Below are 23159 nucleotides of genomic sequence, written 5' to 3' on the forward strand. Positions count from 1 at the left end.
CCCCAAAACAATGTCGCTTTCATTATACTAAAGAGTCTCTGGAAAAACCAATTGATTACCGTTGACGATATTTAGCAATAATTGTCAAAATAAGCATTAAAATTACACAAAAAATTGCTACATAACCACTGCTTCCCAGATTAACTGTTGGCAATTGAAGATACCGACTTCCCCAACTCAAGGCCATTTTTAAAATAGCTAAACCGCCTAAATAAACAATTACACTTACTATGGCTCCACGAACAGCCAATTTACGGCCAAAACGACTAGGCATTAAAGAACCCAAAAGCACAATCACTGGTCCTAATGCTAACAGCCATAAACCTAAGGAGGGGTTGATTTGTAAATGAAAGTTAAAGTTTAAATACATAATTGCTTGACGAATCATTTGTGATAGTGACGGCACCGTTGGACTATTCCAACCAATAGCAACTCCCAACGAATTGTCCGCAAAAAAGCCTGGCCAATAACTCGTACTCCAAGTAATAATTGCCAAAAAACTAACTATCCATGAACGCCGCGATGTAGTCTTGACAGTTTGATATTTTGGTGGCTGAATCGGAACTGGAATGGTCGCATCACGAACTTTAGTATTAGTTTTAGTGTTTAAAACCCGTTGTACTTTAGTCTCTTCTTCATGTTCTACGCGGCGAAACATTAATTTTAATTTTGCGTCTAAAGGAGCTGCTTGATGGTTAGCAAAGATATAACCCCAAATTATCATGCCAATAGCCACGACAACACTAATAATTTTGCCTACATAAATATAGGTTAAAATCACCAATAAAACTACCAGCGAGACAGTAATTAAATTATGTTTTAACCAATTCAAATACTGCAAAAGCGGACTTGTTAAGGGTGCTTGTTGGTGCTGATGTGCTTGTACTCGAGACAAATGTTGGGATTTGATTTCTTTTGTAACTGCAGCTGTGGCTGACTTTTTTTGAGGCAAATGATAACCACATTGTGGGCAAACTTTATAATCAGAAGCTAATTTAAAACCACAATTAGGACAATATTTCATGGTTGTTTTCTCCTTTTAAATTACCAAATTGAATCTAAGGAAACTTCAGTATAACTTAACTACTTTTAAAATCCTACTATTATGGTTATGGTAATCTAAAACTATGAATTTTCTATGATGTTCATGAGTTCTTATTGGCAAAGAGGCTGGAACAAACAAGTTGTCTCAGCCTCTAAATATTAGATTAATTACGATTACTCCATAAATAAAAAATTGTTGTTAGTGCTAAGCCCGCGTTGCTAATAATTAATGCTAGTGACTGTTGTTTTAAAACCCAACAAATTAATGATGCAACTAGACAAAGAATGGCAATTGTACCGATTAATAAATTTTTTCTTTCCATTTCAAACTCCTCCAAGAATCCTCAGATTATAGTAGCTATTTATTTTGAATCCTAAAGTAATTGTAACTGCAATTATGTAACAGCAGTAAAATTCACGCTTTATTCTAAGACATCACTTCCTTAATCTTCATTATAATACAATATCCATCTTTAGCGATTATCATTTAAATCAAAAAACAAGACAAAATATGTCTTGTTTTTAGGGAAAATTTTATAGTTCTATATAAATTTAAATACTATCTGTCACTGTCCATTCTAGCTCTCCTACATAGTTACCCAGCCGCTGATGAGATTGAGTTTTCATAAATAAGCCAGCTTGCTGTTGATTAAATTGATTCCACCAATTATCAGCTAGTTTAATGTGTTGAATAGAATCATTTAAATTTGCATCAATCGGACCAGAACTAAAAATTTCTAAATCACTATCCGTTAGATTTTGTGTTTTATTACCTTTAAATTGCAAGGCTGAATCCCACAGTCCGTTAACATGTTTGACATAGACATGTAAATTTTGACCCTTAATTGGTAAATAATTCAAAATCAAATTGTCTCGAACTGCCGTTTGATTCACAATTGCATATTCGTTATTAGTTCCTTCGAAAGCTACATGCTTATCACCATAATCAATGATATTGGGTACAATTAATTGCAGCAAATATACATCACCAATGGCAACAGGCGCAATCGTCGCTAATTTAACATTTTGCTGTTGACTATTCAAATCACTTTCCAGCGTAATCGGTGATAAATTAGCATTCGGGACATTACTAATACTCAAATTAGTCGTAATTTCAAATTTAATATTCTTTTTAAAATAACCATTTTCTACAACGGCACTGTTTTTATAACTATCAGCCGTGTATTTCATATTATAATTAAAGTTTTTAATTTCTAATTTATTATTGGTGCCAATTTCCGTGATGACTAATGTAGAGTTATTACGATATAAGTTATAGTCTTTGGAAGTATTAGCGCCCTTGTCCCTTTCATTCTTACGTACGAACATAAAATTACTAATTGGTGCCGTTTGGTCTTTGGGCGTAAAAGTATTCTTCTCTAAATAGCGACCCATAGGCATTTTATCTTTGATGCGATCAGTGTTAGTCGCATCATCATGCGTAATTGTAATATCTTTGTTAGACTTTGGACGATATTGTTGAACTTGGCGTTGGCCGGCATAAGCAGGCAAATTTAACACATTGTATTGCCAATTAAAGACATCCCCTTGTTCGCTAGTGGTGGCCTTATTCTCATCATAAGCATGATTAACTGGCGTTGAATTATCTTGCGCTGTAAAAGCAATCTTATGCTGACCTGCCGCAACAGCCTTGCCGATATTCCAATGATAATCAGTTTTCTTTTTTAAGTTAATAGGTTTAATACTTCCAGTTACATCGGTAGTAGCATCAACTTTACCAGTTAGCGTCAATGTGGGAATTATAGATGAGTTAAAGTTCTCATCACCATCATAATAAGATATTGGCACTTGAATATCTTCACCTAAAAGAAAATCTTTCGGAGCTTGAGTGGCCATCGAAAGGTTACGAACATAAATCGTTGACAATGGCGATGACTGAAAGTTAGTCACTGTGCTTGTCAAAATTTGATCGGTGGCCTTTAAATATAACGGCTGTTTATGACTTGCATTGTAATTATCAATCAACTTATGCAAATCAAAAGTGACGCGATGAGCAAACTTCATAGAGGATCCCACTCCACCTAAAGTAGGATCCCAACTTCCACCATCCCACTGAACATCTTTTGGATCTAAATATTTTGGATGCTTATTTTCAAAATCAGCAGCGATAGTAGCCGAAGTACTGTCTTGATATTTAGGAATAGCTTGTCCCAAATTAGGATTAGGTATTTGATTACCCTTATCATCTTTCGCATACAAACTCAAATTACCAAAATTATCATTCAAAATATTGGGGGTAATAGGATTGGTTAGTTCGGCAATGGCTGGGTTGGTATAATTCGAGTTAGCTTTTTGCTCAGCTTCTTGATTATTAGTCATCGTTCCCAAATCAATATAAAGATACTTGCTTTGAGGATTTTTCGGATCAGGGTTCGGATTGAGACGTTTGACTTGAACTCTTACTAGTGGTGGTGTCGGTTGAAATTCTGGATAATTTGAATCATGGGCATAATTAGTATCATAGTCAGCCCATTCATCGCCGCCACTCTGACCATTAATATTCCAACTCGAAGTTTCTTTGCTGGGATAAACTATATTGGAATCTTTGTTTAAGATTAAAGAAGGTCCCGGCAGATCCGACAAACTAATATACCGAAATTCTTTACCTAACATTTTGAACATGGCCAATTTTAAGGGTTTTAACCCATCAGCATCTCGTGCTTGAATGACCTTAGTATTATCAACAAATAATAGGGGATCAATTAAATTTTGTGTAAAAGGCAATTCTACTCGTTGAACTCGAATGGGACCATCTACACCAGTTCCCATACCAAGTTTTACATCTTCAGATTGTCCCGTTGGTCCCACAATTTCTTGTCCATTACCCTTAGCCGCTTGATTATTACCTTCGGCTCTAATCTTTGTGTCATAAACTTCAATATCGGAACTAGAATCTGGATAAGCTGTATTCAAAATACTTTTAGGCAGAACTACGTTGGTCCCTCGAGGAATCGTCAACTTTCCACCTAAAGAGATATCCCTCGAAAGCGTCGTCACGGTTGAATTACCCCTGGCATAAACTAAGGCACTAGCATCACAGGGATCTTTGCGTAAATCTAAGCTCACATTAGTAGGGTTGACAATATTAACATGAATTTTACCCTGCGCGAACAACAAATTCAGCGGATGATTAGCACTATGATTATTATCTGCTACTTCTAGATTAAAGATACCACCAGTCCGCACATTAATAATCATCCCAGAACCAACATTCATCAGGCCACCACCATTGCTGCCACTACTGGTATCATAATTGCCTAAATCATAGGCTTTCATATTAAATGTTCCATTAGCGAGTTCAGCATCACCTGAAGAAAAATAAACTAAGGCTTTATTACTAAAAATTTGTCCATGACTATCAATATTAATTTGTGGAGAAGGTTTGTCTTTAACTTTATTAAACACTAATTGGGCTTTTGAACTTTCCATATCAATTGCCCCACAAGGATATTGATATTGAGGATGATTTTCTACAGCTGCTCTGGGCACGTTAGGCACAGTTCCATTCGGTATTGGATTATAATCAGTAGAATCACAATGAATATTTAACTTCGAGTCACCGTTCATTTCGATGACAGAATTTTGATTGCCAGAGCTAGGCATATAAATTCCAAAAGACATCCCTTGAGCTTGGTGTTCTGGACCAGTGCCATGCGGATATAAATCTACGATTGAATCATCTTCAAAAGTAGCCTTACCAGTCAACTCCATATTTACACCATTGAAACTGTAGCCAGTATAATGACAACCACTTTTAAAAATAACACGATCTACTTCAAAATTTTGTTGATTGCCCCCACCTTGAGCACGCCAAATGTGGTTATCATTAGGAACAATATAAGAATAGCAAGTATTAACATTTACATTACCTTCAATAGAAACTCCCGTAGTTTTTTGACCGGTCCAAGCAAATTGTGAACCTACAAAATTCATATTTTTATAGGTAAACCAAGTATAACCACCATTAAGCCCGCTTTCCCTTAATTCTGGATCTTCATAATTGCTGGCCAGTCCAGTATTTGCACTCAAATAACCCCAATAGGTTGTGGAATAGATAGTTGTATTCTCTAAGGTCCAGTCTTCTTTATATGAAACATCTTTCACTTCAGGGGAGCGATTTCTAGTGCCACATAAAGCAATATTCAAGCTCATCATATTGATATAATGCTGGTTACCATCAATATCCAATTTATTGTGGCGCACATGGACATATCGGTAATTAGAAGCCCCATTAACTATTCCAGTTCCTTGTGACCCTCCTAAAGGCAAAGTTATGCCGTATGGATTATTGCTTGCATCAATATCATCCATATTAATGTCATTAGCTAATATAATTTTATGAATTTCAGAAAGTGGGCCACCACCAGATTGGGACGTTCCGCTTCCCAAACTCATTCTACTGATGTTATCTTTCCACTTGTTAGAATCCCAACCCCAGCCCTTTGCAGCTGGATCATAAATGGCATCCAAAAAACCATTAGGTGTATAAACTACCGCTGTATACCCACCTTGCGGATTATAATACAACATTAAATCTTGCTTAGCATTACTATAAGGATTATCGTCATCAGCAACCATTGTAGAAGCTGGTGGCAAATTGCTTGGTAAATAAGTTGATTGACTGGGAGTCTGTAATAGTGAAGTGGGAGTGGTTATCGATTTGTTAATGAACATCTTATTATTATTTGTGGTAGCTTGTACGACATTCATAGAAAATAACCAACTCTCAAAAATTATTATTTCTAACAAGAAAAATTTCAAGAATATTTTTATTTTCATGATTAGCACCTGTTTCTTTGAGAAGTAATTTAGAATATCTGCTGTCAAAATTAATTAAGACAGGTCGACTACTGTGACATTGAAAACATAAAAAATAATGCCATTACCTAAGCAATAACATTATTGTAATAATTGGATGTTCATTTCAAGTTCAAGTTTACCTCCTACACATTGTAGTTTTACGTGGTTATTATAGTACATTAGTGTTGTTTTAGCAACATAAATTATTTTTAAAACAAATATTAGGAGTTGAAATATGAAGAATAACTAAGGCACGCTATTCACAGCTGTCCATTCTAATTTACCTTGATATTGGCCAGGCTGGAGCTGGGATTGGTTGGGTGTTTCCATAAAAATGCCTTGAGTTTGAATATTTTGGTTATTCCACCAATCAGCGGCTAATTGGACATGCTGCATAGAATCAGTAAGTGAGGTTTGAAGTATTTGATCATAAACTAAGGCATCTCCTTGATCTAGATACGAAGCAGTCTGATACTGATTCTTCAAAAGCAATGCATTTGGCCATAAACCAGAGGCATCCACATATTTAACATAAACTTGTAAATGATTATCACTATGCGGTTGATAATTCAAAATCAAATTGTTTTGCACACCATCACGATTATAAATTGAATATTCACTCTGTGGTTGATGAGGTACAAGCGGCTTTTTGCCATAGTTAAGCTGATTAGGCACTGTCAATTCTAAAAAATCGACCTTGTCTTTGGTTAAAGCTGCCACTTGTCCCAAAGTAACTTGATTAGTAGCCCCTGTGCTTTGATCTTGATAGTCAGTAGTTAACTTAATTTGCGCTAAAGAAATCTTTGGCACTGCTGTAATAAAAAATTTGGTTTCTAAAGTAAACTGAATATTTTTTTGAAACTTGATTTGATTCGGGTCACTTTTATCAATAACCGCTAAATTTTGCGAATCCTGACTGAGCGCTTGTGCGGTATACTTTTTATCGTATTTAAAATTATTAATGACTACGGTTTTTTGCGTATCTTTATTAGTAATAATTAAGTTGGTAGTTTTTAAACTGATATTTTTATCTTTTGACTGTTTATCATCTACGCGCTGAAAGGAAAAATTAGTAATTGCAGCCGTCTGGTTCTTAGGCGTGAAGACACTTTGGTCATAATAATAACCCATAGATATAGAATCATTGGCAGCAATCGTAGTTTTATGATCTGGATGCATTAGCGTTCTTTGGCCATCATAAGCTGGTAAATTTAAAACATTGTAATGCCAATCAATACCCTTGCCATTTACACCATCATCGTTGTTGCCTAATTCATCTTGACCTGAAAAATTCAAGGTATATTGCCCTGCAGCCTTCGTGGGCTCACTAATCACCCAAGTCGCGGCGGTTTTGGCACCTGTGGTACTGATAGGACTGATAACACCATTTAATGGTGGACTGTGATGCCCTTTATTATCAGTACTTGTCCCTTTCAAAGTGATCTGATTATTAGGTGCAAAATCATCGCCATCTTGATAAAACAATGGTACAGAAATTTGATCACCCAACAGAAAAGTCTGAGATAAACCTGGTTCAATGGCTAAATTTTTAATTGTAGTGATTGACCTTGGTGACGCTTGGTAATTGGTGACTACGCTAGTTAGAATTTTATCAGTGGAACGTAAATGTAATTTTTTGCTGCTGTTAACTGGACGATTATTATAATCTGTCACTGCCTGTTTCAAATTAAAAACAAAATGATTATTATTTTGTTCAACATGACTCCAAGTTACCTTTTTAGTCGGTTCATAAACAGGATTCACAACCTTTTTATTGTTAACAACTGTTCCTACCATGTGTCCCAAGTGGCTTTCATCCGTAATATCTAAGCCATCTGCGTTTCTTTGTAATAAGTTGGGCGTTACATATTTCACAGCAGGATCTTCTAAATTAGTAATTGGCACTACCACTTCACTAGCTGCTTTATCATTGACAAAATCTCCCAAATCAACCATTGTTCCGTCTTGATGCTGAATTTGTACACGGAGTAAGGGGGCATGAGGATAAAATTCATTGCCTATTTTATTAGTATCTGCCCATTCATCTCCCTTAACTGTGCCCTTAATTTGTGAATTGTCAGGAGAGAGTGTGGGCGATACAGCAGTTAAATTGGGCCCTGGTAAATCTGATAATTGAATATAACGAAATTCTTTCCCCATCATATATAACATGGCATTTTTCAAAATATCCATATCCTTATGGGTGGTTTGAATAATCTTGGAACCATCTAAATATAGTATTGGTGCTAACAAGTTATGATAAAAAGGCAAAGTCAAGTGTTGAAAACGAATAGGACCGGCAGCATCCATTCCCACCTGAATAGTCTTAGCAGTAGGAAAACCAATTGCTTCACCGTTACTGCCATCAATAACACCATTATCACCAGTTGCTCGAATTTTAGAATCATAGACATTAATATCTGCCCCACTAGTAGTAATTACTTGAGTATTAGGAGCAACTAGCGTGCCATCAGGCAAGGTTAGTTCTTTCAAACCAATAACCTTTAACACATCGCTTAATTTATTCAACGCTCCATTACCACCGGTATAAACCAAAGCACTGTTAGGACAATTATCCTTGCGCAAGTCTAAAGAGACATTCTTTGGATTAACAATATTAATATTCATCGTTCCTGTGGAATACAATAAGTTGATTGCTTTATCGGCGGCATTATTATTGTCATCTACTGAAATATTAAAATTCCCCCCCGTTTGCACAGCAATATCCATTCCAGGACCAACTTGCATGAGTCCGCCTTTTTCCGCACTCGTATAATTACCCAAATTATGAGTATTGATACTTAACTTACCATGTGACAAATCAATTTTTCCTGTACTAAGATTTACCAGAGGATTATTTTTATCAATCGCACCATCGCTTTGAATATTAATTTCGGGATCGTACGTTTTTTGAGTTTTAGGATCAGTAATTTCATTAAAAATAATTTGGGAGTTCGAACCCCCCATATAGATAGCTCCTACTGGTTTATCAATCATTGGTTTATCAGTAGTAATACCAGGCGGTATACCAGCGTCTTTAGCATCTTGGGCATCACAATTGATATTTAAACTGGCATCACCTTGTAGTTCTAAAGTTGGTTGCTTAGTATTATTGGGCATCGAAATTCCCCAATTCATTGACATTTGGGCATGACCTAACTGGGGATCGTCACCATGAGGATAGAGATAAACATGACTATGTGTCTTCAAAGTAGCCGAACCAGTTAACTCTAACACGGGGCCATTATAGGTATAACCTGTATAAGTGCTTCCTTCGTCAAATATAATATTGAAAGTCTGCATATTCTCCTGATTGCCGCCGCCTTGACAGTTATAAGTTTTGCCATCAGGTCCAATATAAGTTTTCAGTGAATACGCGTTAATCTGTCCTTGCGTCGTAATCGAAGTATTAGAACCTGAAACGCTGTATAAGAACTGTGCGCCGTAATAATTCACATCTTTGTAAATTTCTTGAGTATTATTACCAAGAGATTCTGCGCGGACGATACCATAGAAACTATTGCCATAAAGGTCAACATTTTGCACTGTGATTTTTTGATTCCAACGTGGAGGATCAGGTTGATAGGTTGTAATACTGAATCGGCTCAAATTCAGCCAATGGCGTTGACCTTGATGATCCTGACCATCAATGGTTAAGGCACTAAAGTCTAAATGTTTAGTACTGCCATCAGCTGCTTTAATGTCATCAACTGTCCAACTAGGAGTCCGCCGAGTAACTAAATAAATATACCAGCAGTCCCCCGCGGCAGTTGCACTAGTACCAGTAAAATCTCCAAAACCAAAAAATTGCACTTTATGGGCATTATCTTGGATTATTTTATTTGTTTTCGGATCAGGTACATAGATATCAGGATCTTGATCTGCCTGAGCCAGATTAATATCATCCTCCAGGACAATTTTCGTAATATCAGTATCATAACCAAACTGATCACTTTGGGCATTTTGATAAGGAATTCTTGCTGAACCAGATCGGCCACTATAATAATTACCATAAACAGCATGCAAAAATTGCTTGGCATTCCAAACATAAGCAATCTTGCCTTGAGGAACATCCACCACTTTGCCTTGAGCATCAGTAATCTGACGCGCTGGATAATCAGGATCGTCTTTTAAAAGATAGTCGTTAGAACCATCTTGGGGTGGATTAATCGAACTTTGCAATAGATTAGGTTTTATTGGTATTTTACGGGGATTTGCAATAGTTGGCTTTAACAAGTCAGCAACTTGAGTCGTTGTTGATAGTGATGTTTGCTGGGCTTGGACTTTAACTGTCAGCACTAGAAATTTATAGCAGTTAGCAATGATTATTAATGTAATTATTATTAAAAAATTTTGTTTAACCGTTCGAAATTGCATCTTATTCTCCTTTAAATTAATCAAGATTACAATTTGCAACTTTATCCAGCTAAATAAACACCTTGTATTTATATAGCTACATAATGTAGTTTTGCATCCTCATTCTATGCCCTTTATACTATTTTTGCAATATTTTTATTGATAAAGCTTCAGAAAAACAAAAAAAGTTCTGAGAACTATTCTCAGAACTTTTTATTCATTTTAATTTGGACCTAAGGTCATTGTCCAAGTCAATGTAGCTTGATGTTTACCTATATTATTCGACGATATGGACTGTGGCATTTTCAATACTGGTTCTATTATATTGTCACTGCCACCTGGTTTCCACAGTAAGAGCTTGTGGTCAGCTGGAAAACTCGAATTATCATATTTAAATTTTGAAATATTGTCATAGCTAGTTGTATTAGTCTTTGAATCCTTATATTTATAATCTAAAAAATTAGAAAATAACTGATTAGGATCTTGAGAACTATCCGAAATGTTAGCCGTCAATAATATCTTTTGCTTATCAGCTGTATCATTAAATATTGACAACTCTCCCTTAGCTGTTTTAGGAGCAATCTCTCCTACAGCTTGGGTATGCTTTTTGCCGTAATCTATTGAAGCCGGCACATTTAGGACAACTGAACCCACACTGTTAAAATTCAAACCGTCACTACGTCCTAATTCTTGAGTGGTTCCATCAGCAGCCCTAGATATAATCGTATCGGGCCCAATAGTCACGGGGGTATTTTTAGTAGCTTCTACTTTAATTGTTCGTTTAATAGTGAATTGAATACCCGCAGGAAATGCCTTCATACTACTATCCCAACCAAAGTAGCTCGGATCATAAACTTTTTGTGGATCAGCAACTACGGGCTTCGTAGCTGTAATGGCTTTACCACTGGCATCTATATACGAAGCTGTAATCTGACCAGTGCCACTGTTGCTCCAATTTGGTGTATCACTGGTACTTTCGTGACCAAACATCACAGAATGAATAGGAGCATTAGCCTTAGGTGTATAAGTCGTAACCAAATTATAGCTGCCGTTTAAAATTTTCTGATGACCGTTTTTATCCGTACCATAAGGGTTATTCGTAATCTTTTGCACCACATTATACGCCGGCAGATTTAACACTTCATAATTCCATTTAAAAGTATCACCATCACTTGTTGCGCCACTATTATCTTGGGCCTTGCTTTCATCATGGGCATAATTAGGTGGATTAGCGTTATCCTTGGCTTTAAATTGAATTTGATGTTGACCAATATCACCAGGCTTAGCGGTTGCAATATTCCAAGAAGTTTGACCTTTGGTCTTAGGCTTAATGGCTATGGAGCCACTGATTGCTTTTTTATTGTCGGAATCAATGGTTCCCGTCAAATTCAACTTAGAATCAGCTGGCAAATAATTTTCATCGCCATCATAATAGTTCAAAGGAACCTTGATATCGTCTCCAAGAAGAAATTTCTTCTTATCTTCTGTTGTATATAATGAAAGATTACTTACAAAAGTAACTGAATACGGTGATGACTGAAAGTTAGTCACAACGCTTGTCCATATTTGGTCAGTCCCTTTGAGTTTGATTTTTTCATTAGGATGTGCCTTATTATAATCTTCTATCAAATTGCTTAGATTATATGATATTTTATGATGGAAAGAATCAAAACTGTCTTCTCCATTTTTAGACTCGTCCCAACCATTAGTATCCCAAGTAACTTTGTTGGCGGCCAAATATTTAGGCAATTGCTTCTCATAACCATCAATCGGTTTATAATCGTTGATTGAAATCGGCTGGCCACTTGCATTTGTGGTCTTTGCAGGATACTTTGTAATCATTTTTCCTAAATTAGGATTATCAATGGTATTACCCTTACTATCAGTAGCATGCAGACTCAAATTACCCAAATTATCATCTAACACATTAGGAGTAACAGGGTTAACTACCACACCTAATTCAGGATCAAGACTATTATTAGCTTTTTGTTCAGCTGCATAGGTATTGAACTCTGTCCCCAAATCAACTGTACTGCCATCATCATGATGCACTTGAACACGGACTAATGGTGGCGCAGGTAGGTATTCAGTGTGCAGTGTTTCTCTGGACTTACTATTGGTTTTTGGATTATCTGACCAAATATCGCCACCACTTTCAGCACCAATTAACCAATCGCCACCCTTGCTGGGATAAATTACATTAGAGTCCTTATTTAATAGCAAAGAAGCGCTCGGCAAATCTGTTAAATTAATATAACGAAATTCTTTACCCAACATCTTGAACATGGCCGTTTTTAATGGAACAAAACTATCTTTATCCGGTGCTTGCACAGATTTCGTACCATCGGCATATAATAATGGATCAATTAAATTTCTGGTAAAAGGTAACTCAACTCGCTGCACACGAATCGGTCCATCTATACCATTGCCCATTCCTAAATTCACATCTTCTGGTGGACTTAATGTAGGATCTATCGGGGTTCCTTGGGCACCAGCAATGGCTATACCATTACCTGAAGTAGGCCCATTATTTCCTGTTGCTCTAATCTTGGTATCATAAACTTCAATATCTGAATTAGAATTACTACCAGCCAACAAACTAGGAGGAAGCACTACATTTGTACCTCTAGGAATAGTATATGGTCCCATTTTTGTAGTAGCTCCAAAAGAGTAGTTGTTATAATTACCGTCCGCATAGACTAAGGCACTAGCATCACATGGATCTTGACGTAAATCTAAGGTAACATCAGCCGGGTTAACGATATGAACATTCATCTTATTAGCAGCATAGAGTAGATTCAATGGTGAATTAGCATCATGTCCTGGACCCACCACAATACTAAATTTACCACCGGTCCGTACATTAATATCCATTCCGGAACCGACATTCATTAAGCCGCCTCCATTATAACCATTAGCAGTATTATATTTACCTAAATTATTAGCAGTAATATGCAGAGTTCCTTGGGTCAAATTAGCTGAACCACCATTAAACCTAATTAAAGAACCATTATTAATAATTTGACCATCACTAACCACATCTAATTCGGGATAACGATGTTCGCCTGTTTGTTTGTCGACTACGTAATCAAACTTTAATAAACTATCTGTTGTAGTCATGTTAATGGCACCACAAGGTTGGTTGGTTTCTGGTAAATCTGCACTTATGTCATTCAAACTCGGATTGTTCAACGAATCAGCTAAATTCTTACCATCACAATAAACATTTAATTTAGCTGAACCCTGCAAATCGATTGTCGGTTTAGTTCCTGTTAAAAGCAAGCCCCAAGCCATTCCGTTAGCCCCATCTTCAGGGTAATCTCCATGCGGATATAAGTTAACAGTAGACCCATCTTCAAAAGTAGCATTCCCAGATAGTTCTAACGCATTACCATTATATGTGTAACCTGTATACGTACATCCAGGTTTGAAATCAATCTCTGATGTCTGCAGATTTTGTTGATTACCGCCACCTTCACAATTATATATTAATTTATCATGATCATAATCAGGACTCTTATAAGTTTTAAGCGAGTAGGCATTAATAGTACCCTTCATCGTCGCAGTTACAGAACCATTAGTCCATGCAAATTGTGCACCATAATAATTAACGTTCTCAAAGGTCTGTCTGGTAATATTTCTAGTACCTGCAGCTGCCCAAATTATCCCATAGTAGCTATTACCATAGATATTTAAATTTTTAATAGTTATATCGTAATTAGACCGCGGAACATCTGGTACCCAGGTTTGCATACTAAACTTACCTAAATTAAGATAATGGCGCAGACCATCAGAACCTTGTCCGTCAATAGTCAACCGACTATAATCACTGCCATTGACTACTTCTTGGCTCGGTGGGCGATTCACAGTCAGATACCAAAATGCTTCCCCTGCAGCTGTAGGATTCAAGGTAAATCCTCCATCATCACTAAACGTAACTTTGACCCAATTGCCAGTTTTAGGATCTTTCACTTGAATAGCAGGATCGTTTCTAAAATTCACCAATTTAATATCTTTTTCTAGAACAATACTAGTAATATCTGTTGCATGTCCATATTGATCCGATAGAGAATTAGCATATGGAATTTTTGAATTTGAATCTCCCCCATTTTCGCCTGAGACTCCAACATAATAATTACCGTAAACGGCATGCAGAAATTGCTTAGCATTCCAGACATGAGCAGTTTTCCCTTGAGGAACGGTAATCGTCTGTCCAGCTGCATTCGTAATTGTTCTTTCAGGATAGGCTGGATCATCTGTTAGGACATAATCATTGGAGCCATCACTAGAAGGTGCTATTCGCGGTTGTAATATTGAAAAAGTCTGTCGTGTATTAATAAATGGTAAACTATTAGACTGATCAAATACGAAATTAGCACTAGGATCTGTCAATTTATCAATTGTCTGCGAAGAGACATTATCTTGTTGTGATTGGGCATGCACTGAGGTTGTTAAATACTTAGCACAAATAGAAACATCAGTAATAACATTTAAAACTATTAATAAAAAGAATAAATGTTTTAGCTTTTTATTTTTCATACATAATATCTCCAAAAATTAAATCAATTATTCAAAATCTATTTGCTCTGCTTTTCATATATGCTTCTATAAAGCTGATACTTAGCGCTTTAAAGATATAAAATCTTAATTAAAAGCATCTTTATTGCATTTAGATGAGGATTTCTAGCGGTATTTTCAGTTCATAATATAATTGATGAATTTCACTTTGGGTAAAATCAGAATGATGATTAATTTTACGATTTGTAGATGATATTGAACGACCTATTACTTCAGCAACTTTTTGTTGAGAAATATGATGAGCTTTCAAATATCCCAATAATTCATTAGCTTCTTCCATTGCTTAAATTCCCCTCAATTTTAAATTGATAGTAAATAATCAGCTTTTAACGCCTTGATATTAGACATCAAAAACAGACTAAATCGACAAAGTCCAAACTTTGCTATAAGTTGGATTTTTCTTTTATTAGTAAAAGATGACATTCAAAAGCAAGGCAAACAAAATTATGATAAGGCATAAATAAATGCTATTTTGGAAATCGTTCTCACCACTCATTACCAAAAAGTTATACAATGCTCCTTCTTTTATCTCTTGTTGCTATAATTTTCGTCATTAACTTACTACTAATAAAAAGATAAGCGCTTTAGTCTTTATGCTTCCATACTTACTACTTTTCAAACTTATTATGTAGTTAAAATAATCTGAGAAACGAATCCTTTGAGATTCATTAGAACTATTATTATAACTAGATTAATTATAATACTTTTTTATTTTAATGGCATATTTATTTTTTATACTTAACTTATGTTTTGTTTAAATCAGTAAAATGTTATTAAAGTCAAATTATAGAATTAATAGTTTACTTATTGAAAATAAAACACAAACTTCTCATCAAAAAAAAGTGCTCTCTAAATTGGATTTCATCTCCAACTTAGAGAGCACTTCAAAATTATTAAGATGTTTAATTTGGACCTAAAGTCATTGTCCAAGTTAACGTAGCTTGATGTTTGCCTAAATTACTGGTTGATAAAGGTTTAGGTATTTTCAATACTGGTTCCATTATATTGTCACTGCCACCTGGTTTCCACAGTAAGAGCTTGTGGTCAGCTGGAAAACTCGAATTATCATATTTAAATTTCGTAATATTGTCATAGCTAATTGTATTAGTCTTTGGATCCTTATATTTATAATCTAAAAAATTAGAAAATAACTGATTAGAATCTTGAGAACTATCAGTAATTTCAGCAGTCAATAATATCTTTTGCTTATCAGCTGTATCATTAAATATTGACAACTCTCCTTTAGCTGTTTTAGAAGCAATCTCTCCAGCAAAGTTTAGGTGTTTTTTGCCGTAATCTATTGAAGTGGGCACATTTAAGACAACTGAACCCACGCTGTTAAAATTCAAACCGTCACTACGTCCTAATTCTTGAGTGGTTCCATCAGCGGCCTTAGATATAATCGTATCGGGACCAATAGTCACGGGAGTATTTTTAGTAGCTTCTACTTTAATTGTCCGTTTAATAGTGAATTGAATGCCCGCAGGAAATGCCTTCATACTACTATCCCAACCAAAGTAGCTCGGATCATAAACTTTTTGTGGATCAGCAGCTACGGGCTTCGTAGCTGTGATGGTTTTGCCGCTGGCATCTGTATATGAGGCTGTAATCTGACCAGTACCACTATTGCTCCAATTTGGTGTATCACTAGTACTTTCGTGACCAAACATCACAGAATGAACAGGGGCATTCGCTTTAGGTGTATAAGTTGTAACCAAATTATAGCTGCCGTTTAAAATTTTCTGATGACCGTTTTTGTCCGTACCATAAGGGTTATTCGTAATCTTTTGCACCACATTATACGCTGGCAGATTTAACACTTCATAATTCCAAATGAAGGTATCGCCGTCAGCTTTTTTATTTCGCTGATTCTCATCATAAGCCCTATTATTCGGAGAAGCATTGTCTTGTCCAATAAAAGTAAAACTATGCTTACCCACTATTGTAGCTTTTCCAATATTCCAACGAGTTTTAGTAACTTTTCTAATATTTAACGGTTTAATTGTCGTAGTTATTGGTGTGGAATTATTTTTGGTTTGCCCACTTAAAGTTATTGCATCTGGCCCACCGTCACTTTTAGAACGATCATCCCCATCATAATATTGGAAAGGAATTGCAATATCATCACCTAGTAAAAAGGACTGATCGTTATCTATCTTCATTGATAAGTTACGTACAAAAGTAATAGATAGTGGTGAAGATTGAAAATTCGTTACAGCACTAGTTTTAATTTGATCTGTTGCTTTCAAATGTAACGGTGCTTGTGGATGTTGCTTATTATATTTATCTAACAAATCCCGTAGATTATACTGCACCTTATGGCGAAATCCCTCCAAGGCACCCGGTCCACTTAAATTAGGATTCCATTGACCATTGTCCCAAGTTACTTCTTTATCTGACAAATACTTAGGATAAAGTTTATCAAAATCTGCCGCTGTTGGTTGTTGATATCTTTCCAACGGCTTACCTAAGTTGGGATTAGCGATTTTATTTCCCTGATCGTCATTTGCAAAGAGACTTAAATTCCCTAAATTATCATCTAAAATATTGGGAGTTACCGGATTAACATTTTCTGCAGTAGGGCCAATCAAACTACTATCAGCTTTTTGTGTGGCTTCATATTGGCGATAATCATCATCATCAATATTTTTGAAATCACCTAAATCAATAGTACTCTTATCATCACGACAAACTTGAACCCTAATTTGTGGCGGAGCGGGATGAAATTCATCATATTGGGTATCATTCGTATAATCTTCCCATTCATCACCACCACTAGTAGCAGATATATTCCAATCATCTCGGCTAGGATAAATAACATTAGATGGCCGATCTAATATTAGTGAAGGCCCTGGTAAATCAGACAAATTAATATACCGGAATTCTTTACCAAACATTTTAACCATAGCTTCTTTTAAGACGTCTAACTCATATTTTGGAGCTTGGATGACTTTACTACCATTTAAATAGAGCATTGGTGCTAATAAATTATGCGCAAAAGGCAAAGTTACTCGTTGAACTCTTATTGGCGGTTGACCATACATTCCCACTGAAACATTACCATATTCACTACTCGTAGTAGGATAACCTATAATTTCACCATTACTACCGTTTATTAAGCCATTATCTCCTTCAGCTCTAATTTTAGTATCATAAGCATTGATATCTGCTCCACTAATACCAGCAACTAATGTGCTATTAGAAACAATTTTACCATTGGGCAATTTAATCCCATTGGGTACTTTAACCTCACTAGGTAGACCAGGAACTGAACCAACGCTGATAATTGTTCCCGTGTTAACATAAACCAAAGCACTATTTGGACAAGGATCATTTCTTAAATCCAAAGTAACATTTTTAGGATTGACAATATTAACTTTCATTGTATTCGCTGAATATAAAAGATTTAATGGCTTATCACTACTATGATTTTTATCTGCAACTTCGAGATTAAAGTCTCCTCCAGTTCGAACATCAATACTCATATCGGGTCCCACTGCCATTAAACCACCATTTTCGGGAGTATTATAATCACCTAAGTTATAAGCCTTAATACTAAACTTTCCGTGGGATAAATTAGCAGTCCCTCCAACAAAGTTAACTAAAGGATTATTTTTCAAAATTGCTCCCGCATTACTTGATTGATCATTGCCCAATCCACTATCAATATTTATTTCGCCCGGTTTAGAATCTTTGATATTATTATAAACCAATAGTGATGGCGAACTAGCCATATCAATAGCCCCACAAGGTTGTTTGGCGGCAGCAGCATGATTAAGATTAGGATCATTAATATCATCATTATTGCAATGAATATTCAATTGTGCAGAACCATTCATTTCAATTTCTGGAACCAAACCATTATTTTGAGCGGCCATATAAATTCCCCAGGCCATGCCTAATTGATTCGGACTATTCATCCCTCCGGGCGACTCAGGACTATCACCATGTGGATAAAGATTAACTACTGAACCATTTTCAAATGTTGCTTTCCCGGTTAAATACAAACATTGCCCATTGAATGTATAACCTGTGTAATGACAATCTTTAGCAAAAATAACTCGATCAACTTCAAAATTTTGTTGATTACCCGTTATCCCGAGATTTTTTGTAATCCATTGGTAACTATCCCCTGGGATAAGGTAAGAATAAACTGAACGTACATTAACTGTACCGGCAATAGTAATTCCTGAAGTTTGACTACCTGTCCAAGAAAATTGAGAACCAGTATAATTAACGTCTCGATATGTAATCCAACTATAACCACCATTTAAGCCAGCTTTAGCAGTTTGAATCTTATCATTGTTGGCCGGATCAGTATTCGGATCATAGTCAACATCGTTAGGATTTTTAGGTTCTGTATTCGCCAAATCATAGTTCGTGGCTAATCCTGTATTACAACTAATAAATCCCCACCAACTAGTACCATAAATATCAAGATTTTCAACGGTCCAATTTTCCTTATATGGCTGAGTTGCCACTGGTTCTAGTTGTCTATCATGATGACCAGATAAAGCAAAGTTATTATAGCCCATATTAATACTATATTGTTTACCATCAATGATTAAATCATCATGACGAATATGGATATATTTATATGAGTAAGATTTTCGAGCTTCTTCACCAGAACCACTAATATCTTGAGTTCTAGGACGATTAAAATAATAGGCTGTCGCTACATCATCAGGAAGATCTCTGATATCTAAGGAATTTTTGAGGTTAATTCGATGAATTTTGGAAACTGGTAATATCAAATTGGTCGCATAAGTTGGACTTTCGACGTTTAAGTTGGTACCTAATGCTGCACCAGTAAATTTTTTCCACGCATCAGAATCTTGTGCATTAAAATTCCATTGGGGATTAGCTGGATCCCACAATGCTTCAAAAAAGCCTTTCCAAGTATAAACGTCGGCTATATAACCACCATTGCCATCACTAGATAATACGATATCTTGTTGATTGTCGGGTAACAAAGCATTGTTTTGATCCCGTAAAGCATAAACCGTCAAATATTCATCTGCAACATAAGCCATTCTGACATCATGCTGCGGTAATTCCCGTAACTGTGTGACATCTTTAATATTTACTGGAGAAGTTAGTGGTGTTGTATGTAATGATGGTACTTGTGTGTAACTAATTAAGTTATTTTTGTTAGCGTTTGCAATTGCCTGTACAAGCTGGGATTTTAAATACAAAACATTACAAACAATAAAAAATATAACAACAAGTTGAATACCCTTTTTCATTCTTCAATCACCTAAATTACATAAATATTTTTATAGTAACTAGCTTTTACTTTATCATTATAGCATTTTAATTGCTAAAGTTGCATAATAATTTATCTTGTTGTTACAATTATTATCTAGAAATTAAGGCCGTCTTTAAACTTTGAAAAAGTATCTTAACTCTTATAAAACAAAAAAATCTCCCAAAATTTTTTCTTTGGGAGATTACTTACATAATATTTTTATTTTTTCAGATTTAAGATTTGATTCAGATATCGATGTCCTATAGATGTAGCATCCACCAACATTAACAGTGCCACACCAATCAATAAAACTGCCATTATAATTTGACCGCCGGTGAGAGGCCGATGGAACAGCCAAGCCCCACCCAAACATAACCAAGCCAAGGCAATAGCTGCTTGCACCGGATAACGGATTGTTTTGTTTTTCATCTTTTAGCCTCCTATAATAATGTAGAAAAGCGACTAATATACCAACGTTTTACAAGGGTAACCAACAACAGATATGCCAGACAAGTTATCAGCAACAATCCCCAGAAACTCACTGGCAAAGCTGTCAAATGCAAGGTAGTTCCAATTTTGGTAAACGGCAAAATAGACCCTACTACCACAGCAAAAGTAGTCACCAAAGTCATTATTCCTGAAGCTTGACTTTGAATAAAAGGTAACTTTTGAGTACGCAAAGCATGTAAAACTAATGTTTGCGTCCATAAAGATTCTACAAACCAACCACTATTAAAAAGCCAGATAAATTGTTGACGAGTCGTACCGCTAGCAGCTGAAAAAGAACTGCCAATAACTTGTGGACAAATAAACCAATATAATGCTAGAAAAGTCGTAATATCAAAAATCGAACTCGTCGGACCAAAAAATTTCATAAAACTCACGATACTTTGAGCTTCCCATTTACGTGGCGTTTTTAAATACTGCGCATCCATCCGATCCCAAGGAATAGATAAACAAGATAAATCATAGATTAAATTCAAGAGTAATAACTGCATCGGTTGCATGGGTAAAAATGGTAAAAACGCACTCGCACAAAGCACAGAAAACATATTACCAAAATTAGATGAGCAAGTAGCTTTGATATATTTCATAATATTACCAAAGGTTTGCCGTCCCGTAATGACACCTTGTTCTAAAATCATTAAATCCTTTTTCAATAAAACAATGGCGGCGGATTGCTTAGCAATATCAACTGCTGTATCAACTGAAATACCTACGTCGGCAATTTTTAACGATGGCGCATCATTAATTCCATCTCCTAAAAAGCCAACCACATGGCCATTGGTCCGTAACGCTTGGACAATTTGGGCTTTTTGATCGGGAGCAATTTTAACAAATATATTGGTCTTTTCTACAGCAGCAGCAAGTTCTTCAGTAGTTAAATGACTTACCTGCGCGCCAGTCAGAAGATTATTCACTGTAAAGCCTAGATTACGACAGACAGCTTGGGTTACTAATAAATTATCTCCGGTAATAATTTTAACCTCGGTCCCATGGTCATGTAAGGCCTGAATTGCTTGAGCTGCAGTACTTTTAGGTGGATCTAAGAAAGCTAAATAACCTAAAAATGTCATCTGAGTTTCATCTGCTACACTCAATTCTGAACCTACTTGTGGTTGCGGATTGTTCTTGACAGCTAATCCTAAAACTCGCAAGCCGTCATGATTCAAAGCGGCGACTTGTTGCAGAATTTGTTGGTGCCATTGAGTCGTCAAGGGCTCGACTTGGCCTTGTGTTAATACCTGATTAGAAATACTCAGCATCTCTTCAATGGCACCCTTAGTGACCATTTCTACTTCGCCGTTATTTTCTTGAACAATCGTACTCATGCGTCGCCGAGAAAAATCAAATGGCAATTCATCAATTTTTTGATATTGAGAATCATCGATTTGCAATTCGTTTTGAGCTGCTTGAATAATCGCTTTATCCATTAAATTATTTAAGCCCGTTTGAAAACGACTATTCAAATAAGCATACTTTAAAATATTATCATCTTCTTGATGATTAGCATCATAATGATATTCTAAAATAATTTGGTCTTGAGTTAAGGTGCCCGTTTTGTCTGTACAAAGTACATCCATGGCACCAAAGTTTTGGATGGCGTTCACATTCTTAACAATCGTGCCACTCTGAGACATTTTCAAAGCTCCCCGGACCAGATTAGTAGTCACAATGACGGGCAGCATTTCAGGAGTTAACCCAACAGCCATAGATAAACCAAATAGTATTGCCTGTCCCCAATCTCCTTTGGTGAAGCCATTTAATACACAAACAATCGGGGCCATGACTGCCATAAATTTAATTAACAGCCATGAGGTTTGACTAATACCAATATCAAAGTTGGTCTGATTCTTCTTATTATTCGTAATACTTTGTGTCACTTTACCAAATCGAGTAGCAGAGCCCACAGCAATCACTACTCCTACTGCTGTACCGCTAACGACATTACTACCCATAAAAGCTAGTGTCGGATAATCAGTTATGTCTTCATAATTGCTATTTTCATAGTGAGCTTGTTTTTCAACAGGATAACTTTCACCAGTTAAAGCAGCTTGCGATACAAATAAATCTCTTGCTTGTAGTAAACGTAAATCAGCGGGAATCATATCACCAGCAGCTAACTTGACCACATCCCCAACAACTAACTCATCTAAAGCGAGCTCTTGTAATTGTTGGTTCCGCCATACTTGAACAGTCACTTTCACCATAGACTGCAAGTTTTCCGCAGCATTGGTCGATTTCACCGATTGAATCAAGGTCATGGTTCCACTTGCAATCACCATTAATGCAATAATTAATGTACCAGTTAAGTCTCGAGTTGTCGGCGTGGCCCAAACATAATCTGTCAAAAAAGAAATAATCCCTAAAATTACTAAGACCATTGTAAAGGGAGTCACAAAGGCTTGAACAACTTGAACTGCCAACGGCGTTTTATGATGATAAGTTAATTTATTACTGCCATATTGTTCTCGTAAAGAAACCACTTGCTCAGCAGTCAAACCATGCATTGACGTTTGCAATGTGTGTAATACCTCTTGGGGTGCTTGTTGGGCAACTTGTTTATAATCTTGAAAAATAGCCATAAAAAAAACCTCCTGCTAAACTTAAT

General features: G+C 36.0%; 9 protein-coding genes. All 9 read right to left on the minus strand.

Features of this window, described 5'->3' with window-relative positions; all coding sequences use genetic code 11:
• Window positions 1–55 precede the first annotated feature (55 nt).
• Window positions 56–1024, minus strand: coding sequence for a zinc-ribbon domain-containing protein (locus tag DS830_RS06710; RefSeq protein WP_118908734.1), 969 nt, complete (start codon window positions 1022–1024; stop codon window positions 56–58).
• 184 nt (window positions 1025–1208) lie between these two features.
• Complete coding sequence (locus DS830_RS08890; protein ID WP_162887543.1) at window positions 1209–1367, minus strand: hypothetical protein; 159 nt, start codon at window positions 1365–1367, stop codon at window positions 1209–1211.
• 229 nt (window positions 1368–1596) lie between these two features.
• Window positions 1597–5844, minus strand: a complete 4248-nt coding sequence (locus DS830_RS06715) for a hypothetical protein (RefSeq protein ID WP_162887544.1) — start codon at window positions 5842–5844, stop codon at window positions 1597–1599.
• A gap of 267 nt (window positions 5845–6111) precedes the next feature.
• Entirely contained in the window at window positions 6112–10242 is a 4131-nt protein-coding gene (locus tag DS830_RS06720; RefSeq protein ID WP_118908736.1) for a hypothetical protein, read from the minus strand.
• Window positions 10243–10443: 201 nt separating this feature from the next.
• Complete coding sequence (locus DS830_RS06725) at window positions 10444–14760, minus strand: pectate lyase-like adhesive domain-containing protein (RefSeq protein ID WP_118908737.1); 4317 nt, start codon at window positions 14758–14760, stop codon at window positions 10444–10446.
• A gap of 130 nt (window positions 14761–14890) precedes the next feature.
• Window positions 14891–15079, minus strand: coding sequence for a hypothetical protein (locus DS830_RS06730; protein ID WP_118903081.1), 189 nt, complete (start codon window positions 15077–15079; stop codon window positions 14891–14893).
• A 622-nt stretch (window positions 15080–15701) separates the two neighbouring features.
• Window positions 15702–20045, minus strand: a complete 4344-nt coding sequence (locus tag DS830_RS06735) for a hypothetical protein (RefSeq protein WP_118908738.1) — start codon at window positions 20043–20045, stop codon at window positions 15702–15704.
• A gap of 221 nt (window positions 20046–20266) precedes the next feature.
• Window positions 20267–20476 carry a hypothetical protein gene (locus DS830_RS06740; RefSeq protein ID WP_118908739.1) on the minus strand — a complete coding sequence of 70 codons (210 nt, stop codon included), beginning with the start codon at window positions 20474–20476 and terminating at the stop codon, window positions 20267–20269.
• Window positions 20477–20487: 11 nt separating this feature from the next.
• The gene (mgtA, locus tag DS830_RS06745) at window positions 20488–23133 is read right to left on the minus strand and encodes a magnesium-translocating P-type ATPase (RefSeq protein ID WP_118908740.1); all 2646 of its coding nucleotides are present in this window, start codon (window positions 23131–23133) and stop codon (window positions 20488–20490) included.
• Window positions 23134–23159 lie beyond the last annotated feature (26 nt).

The sequence above is a fragment of the Bombilactobacillus bombi genome (assembly GCF_003522965.1).
GTDB classification, from domain to species: domain Bacteria; phylum Bacillota; class Bacilli; order Lactobacillales; family Lactobacillaceae; genus Bombilactobacillus; species Bombilactobacillus bombi.